Source organism: Chamaesiphon sp. GL140_3_metabinner_50, assembly GCF_025361915.1.
GTDB lineage: Bacteria > Cyanobacteriota > Cyanobacteriia > Cyanobacteriales > Chamaesiphonaceae > Chamaesiphon.
Map to the genome: position 1 here is coordinate 1 of NZ_JANYJC010000257.1, position 5,458 is coordinate 5,458.

At 44.8% G+C, this 5,458-nt stretch carries 5 protein-coding genes, 1 tRNA gene and 1 pseudogene; 3 read left to right on the forward strand and 4 right to left on the reverse strand.

From position 1 onward, the window contains the following. The 3 genes from Q0R35_RS12875 to Q0R35_RS12885 form a co-directional block, all read left to right on the forward strand. Positions 1–2,226 (forward strand): DEAD/DEAH box helicase family protein (locus Q0R35_RS12875; protein WP_295618692.1); only part of this gene is annotated, 2,226 nt, incomplete at its 5' end. Beyond that, entirely contained in the window at positions 2,213–2,941 is a 729-nt protein-coding gene (locus tag Q0R35_RS12880; protein WP_295618695.1) for a SprT family zinc-dependent metalloprotease, read from the forward strand. The genes Q0R35_RS12875 and Q0R35_RS12880, both read left to right, overlap by 14 nt. A gap of 102 nt (positions 2,942–3,043) precedes the next feature. Next, positions 3,044–3,128 (forward strand) — tRNA-Ser (locus tag Q0R35_RS12885). A 125-nt stretch (positions 3,129–3,253) separates the two neighbouring features. On the opposite strand, the gene Q0R35_RS12890 is transcribed toward Q0R35_RS12885, so the two are convergent. From Q0R35_RS12890 to Q0R35_RS12905, 4 genes and pseudogenes are all read right to left on the reverse strand, one after another. Continuing rightward, positions 3,254–3,958, reverse strand: coding sequence for a helix-hairpin-helix domain-containing protein (locus tag Q0R35_RS12890; protein WP_295618698.1), 705 nt, complete (start codon positions 3,956–3,958; stop codon positions 3,254–3,256). Between the two features lie 167 nt (positions 3,959–4,125). Further along, positions 4,126–4,503, reverse strand: a complete 378-nt coding sequence (locus tag Q0R35_RS12895) for an NINE protein (RefSeq protein WP_295618701.1) — start codon at positions 4,501–4,503, stop codon at positions 4,126–4,128. A gap of 34 nt (positions 4,504–4,537) precedes the next feature. Continuing rightward, the gene (locus Q0R35_RS12900; protein WP_295618704.1) at positions 4,538–4,750 is read right to left on the reverse strand and encodes a hypothetical protein; all 213 of its coding nucleotides are present in this window, start codon (positions 4,748–4,750) and stop codon (positions 4,538–4,540) included. Positions 4,751–4,825: 75 nt separating this feature from the next. After that, positions 4,826–5,458 (reverse strand): annotated as a pseudogene (locus tag Q0R35_RS12905) (hypothetical protein); the annotation flags it as partial.

Sequence of the window (5,458 nt, forward strand, 5' to 3'; positions counted from 1 at the left end):
CTTACCATTACTTTTCGGAACTGTAAATTACCACCGACTCAGGCTCAAAGTGGTAAAAATCTGCTCGAATTACTCAATCTCCCCAAAGCTGAAATTATTACGACTGTCATCGATAAGTTTGATACGGTAGCCAGAGAAAAGGGTGAAAATCCCAGCCCGAATATCTTCGTGTTAGTAGATGAATCCCACCGTTCCCAGTACGGACAAATTCACGCCAAGATGCGAAATGTGTTCCCCCATGCCTGTTATATCGGCTTCACAGGTACGCCATTACTCAAAAAGGATAAAAGTACCGCCCAGAAGTTCGGCGGCTTTATTCACTCTTATACTATGCCCAAAGCGGTAGGCGATAAAGCGGTAGTACCGATCGTGTATGAAGGGCGAGAGAGTGAATTCAAAAATACTGAAGCTGTCGATAAATGGTTCGATCGCATTACATCCGATCTAAACCCAGAGCAAAAAGCCGACTTAAAACGTAAGTTTACCAGTGCCGAACCGCTGTATGAATCGGATGCAAGAATGCGAGAAGTCGCCTACGATCTCAGTCAACACTTCGACAAACATTTTAAAGGTACGAAATTAAAAGGGCAATTCGCCACCTCTAGCAAACGCGCCGCGATTACTTATCAAAGGTTAATTAATGGTTGGGGCAAAATCAGAGCGGATGTAATTATTTCACCCCCCGATACCCGCGAAGATAATGATACTGTCAATGAAGCCGATCTTTCGGAAGTGCAACGCTTTTGGAAAGATATGATGGCGATTTATGGCACACCCAAAAATTATCAAGACAAGCTAATTGAAAAGTTTAAGGATGGTGATGGTGACGATGCACCAGATTTATTAATCGTCGTCGATAAACTGCTGACTGGTTTCGATGCGCCGCGCAATGCGGTTTTGTACATCGATAAACGCCTCAAAGAACATAATATCTTGCAAGCGATCGCGCGGGTAAATCGGGTATTTGAAGGCAAAGAATACGGACTGGTAATCGACTATCGGGGCATTTTTGGCGAAATGAACCAAGCTCTAGAAATCTACGCCGCCCTGGAGCGGGAAGGGTTCGATCGCGAGGATATTGAAGGTGCGCTGGTAGACGTGCGGGTAGAAATTGCCAAACTGCCCACAATCCATGCGGCTGTCTGGGATGTATTTAAAGGCGTGACTAATCTTCAAGATACCGAAAGTCTCCAGCAGTGGCTCGAACCCCAAGATCGTCGGGACGAATTTTATGCAGCCTTGAGAGACTTCGCCAAAAATCTCAGACTCGCTCTCAGTAATGCCCCCTTCCAAGCCGATACTCCCGAATCTACCAAACAACGATATCTTCAAGATCTAAAATCTTGGCTCAAGCTGCGGGATCTAGTCAAAATTAGGTATGGCGAAAAAGTAGACTATTCCGAATATACCGACCAAATTCGGCGGATGGTAGAAAAAGAAATCGGCGCATCGGAATTTATTACCATCATCGAACCCGTGGATATTTTCGATTTGGATCGATCCAACGCCGAAATTGAAAGTATCGTGGGGACAGCCGCTCAGGCTGACGCAATTGCCGCTAGAATCAAAAAAGTCGCGATCGAACGGATGGAAGAAGATCCCGTATTATACCTGCGTCTGAGTCAATTAATTCAAACCGCGATCGATGCCCACCGCGCCAAACGCCTCGGCGATATCGAATATCTCCAACAAATGCGATCGTGTCTTGAAACCGTCCGCAGTGGCGGCGCAGATACCGTTCCCGCACCCCTCCAAAGCCGTCCTCAAGCACGGGCATTTTACAACGTTTTGCAAGCGAAATTATCTAATAGCCTAGAGAGTTTAGAGAGCCTAGAGACTAAAGTCTCGGCTCATGATGCAAAGTCCGCCTACGCGGACTACACAATCCAGTCCGTTGTTAGTGAAGCAAAGTCCACATATATAACCCAGTCCGCGCAGGCGGACTTTGCATCACCAGCCTCGATTTCAATCGACGGCGGTATCAATAGCGATCCCAATAATTCAGACGTATTTGTATTACTATCGATCGGCATTGAAAACATTATCACCAAAAATAAAATTCGCGATTGGCAACACGATCGAGATATTCAAAACCGGATGATGAATGAAATTGACGATTTAGTTCACGACTTAAAAAAGACTCACAATTTATTTATTGCTTGGGGAGACTTAGACGAACTAATTGTCAAGATCCTCAAAATTGCCGAAAACTATGAAGTCAACTGAGATTCATCGCGTGCCTTATGGCAGCAAAAACATTACCTTCGCCCTTGAATATTCCCCGCGCAAAACCCTCGCGATCGAAGTCCATCCCGACAGTAGTATTATTGTCAAAGCCCCAGCAGATGCAACATTAGAATCGATCGAATCAAAAATCATTCATCGTGCTGCCTGGATTGCCAAACAACAACGTCAATTCGATCGATATGCACTACCATTACCCACACCCGAATGTGTCTCTGGCGAAGGTTACCGCTATTTAGGTCGTCAATATCGCTTAAAATTAATTGAAAGTTCGAGCGACAAAATTCGGCTCTGGCAAGGTAGATTAGAAGTTAATACACCCACCCCATTCGACAGGGAACATGTCGAAAGATCGATCGCTAATTGGTTTCGCGATCGAGCAACAATCGTATTTAGCGAACGTTATCGATACTGTACCAAACTAGTCACATCCCATGATATTGAAGGGCACGGCTTTGAACTCCGCACCATGTCCAAACGTTGGGGGAGCTGCACCCCAGCCGGGAGAATTTTTCTCAATCCGTTGTTGATTAGTGCCTCTAAAGACTGCATCGATTACGTCATCATTCACGAACTTTGTCACCTGCGGTTTCTCAATCACTCGACTAGCTTTTATAATTTGCTAGAAAGCCTTTTACCCGATTGGCAGGAGCGGCAAAATCGATTGAACGAGCGAGTTGAATTGCGGACGAAATAATTAATTGCTATGTCCCGTCTCCAGTCCCGCTCCCAAAATAGTTGACAGTTGGTAAAAGTCTGCGGTATACTAGGTAAGCGACAAAATCCGCACAACTGTGTTGGAGAAGTGGCCGAGTGGTCGAAGGCGCAGCACTGGAAATGCTGTGTAGGGCAACTTACCGTGGGTTCGAATCCCACCTTCTCCGTAACTAATTAAAAAGCTCCAGACTGGTTTCAGGCTGGGGCTTTTTGATATCTGGCAGGAGATAGGCTTTAGGGGATTCATCCCCAGTCGGTGATGGAACGGATCTTATTCCTAACTAAGCAGCAATTAGAGTAAATGCTTGTAGACGGCGATGGGTAAACCAGTGCGTCGCTTAACTTCGACTAGAGATCGATAGGCACCGTGTAATTGCCGTTCTTCACAGATAATGTTAGCACTAGCTCGATCGAGTCCTAATTCGACTAGTTCGGACATTGGCAGAATATTTAAGCGTTGCCAATCGATCGGATCGGCAATTTTTTCGTAATAATTAAAAGCAATCATTGGTTCGATCGCTTCACAGTATTTTTCAGGAACATCAGCTAATTCGGTGAGTTCTTCGACATGGGTAAACATATACCCTTCGGCTTTAATTAATTCGATATTATTAGAATAAACGATCGGTAACCCCAGTACGTGTACCAGCTCGTCTTTCGAGCATTTATTGATATCGACTTTGCCGCGAACATTGGCAATTAATTCGGCGGTTTGGCGATCTGTTGGTAAAATTGCCCCTCGCGGCGCACTTTTAATTAGAAACGGATTCTTAATACTCATTGCAATGCCAAATTGAATCGGTACTGCCAAAAATACCAGCCACGAAAATCCAGTCATCGAGGCTAAAAGTACGATCGCACCCATCCCCCCACCGATTTGCAACCACCTATCAGTCTTTGTCAAATAGCCAGCATAAGCGATCGTCAAAGCTCCAAATACCGGACACAAAGACCACCAAATCCAATCGGGAATTCTTTTTAAAGCTGCATTAGACATAAGCAAAATTTTGAATGCAGACGATGGGGGACAGAGGAGTAAGGAGTAAGGAGTAAGGAGTAAGGAGTAAGGAGTAAGGAGTAAGGAGTAAGGAGTTCGATTGCTTCCAAAACCTATCCACTATCCACTATTCACTTTCCCCTAAAACCTAAAACCTAAAACCTAATTTAGATATCTTCTAACATTTTGCGACGTTTGGATTCGTATTCTTCGGCGGTGATAATGCCGTCTTCATACAACTTTTTGAGTTCGTATAGAGTAGCAGTAGCTTCGGTTTTCGATCGATTGGATGGAGCAACGGGATAACTGGTAGCGCGATCGAGCATATTCGGGCTACTAGTATCATAATTAAATCTAGCATCGAACTCGCGATCGGTCATAAAGCATAGACCCAAGAATTCAAAAAAAGAAATTAGTGCGGGGATACAAGTCCAACAAAAAATTAAATAAATTATCCCTTGAGTAACTTGGCCTAAATAAAATTTATGAACCCCAAAATAACCGCCAAAAAAACAAATTAATATTGCTGCTGTTCGGTTCCGCATCAGTCATCCGCTCCTGGATAAGACATTAAATTGGCTATAAATGCTGACGACTTCTCGATTTGAGCCAACCCACGAGCAGGTAGATGCCTACGGTGCCCGATTGTGCGGCGAGTAAGACTACATATACAGAGAGAAATTGGTTGAGATGGGCATTAGATACCCAGGCAAACAAGCTCGTACCCAGCAGGGTATAAGGTACTAACTGCCAAAATCTCGATTTAGTTAGCGATGGAGTAAGTTTGCCCATATAGCTTCTATTTTGGCAGTCCTGGCTGGGGGTGTCAACCGCATACAGCGCAATATATTTGCACGTTAGCGCAGTTTATTTCGGGGCGACGATAATTTTGCCGTCGGGTTGAAATGTGACTTTGTATTGAGCGAGTGGTTCTTGTGAGATCGCTGCTTGGGCGTTGAATTTGGCTAATTTGGGTAGGGGTGTTTTGGGTTCATTGTCATAAGCACGGCGATCTGTCGGCTCATAATCGGCAATTTCGCCAGTGGTGGTGACGGCGACGCGATAGTCGAGATTTTGAGTATCGAGTGGTTTGGTGCTAGTTAAGGATTTTTCGAGGGTGGTTTTGAGTTTATCTGCCAGAGTTGTCTGCAATTTAGGATCGTCGATAGCTTTGCCTAAATTCATCGTCCCTTCTAATGGTACGGCGGGTTTGATGTCGATCGAACCTGTCGGATTGAAGACGACATTAAAATTACCGATCGCTTGATTGGCATCGGGGTTTTTAATAGCAAGTTTGGCTAAAGGAGTCAGGTTAGACTGAGCGGCATTTGTCGTCCCTGCGGGCTGATAACTGACGATCTGACCGTCTTGATTGACCTTTACTTGAAAATTAGCGGCTTGCTTATTTTGGGTGCTTCCCTGCCAATTTTGGCGCAGATCGCGTTGCAATTTACGTTCGAGAAAACCGATTTGGGTGGCTTCGGTAATTTTGCCAGTTTT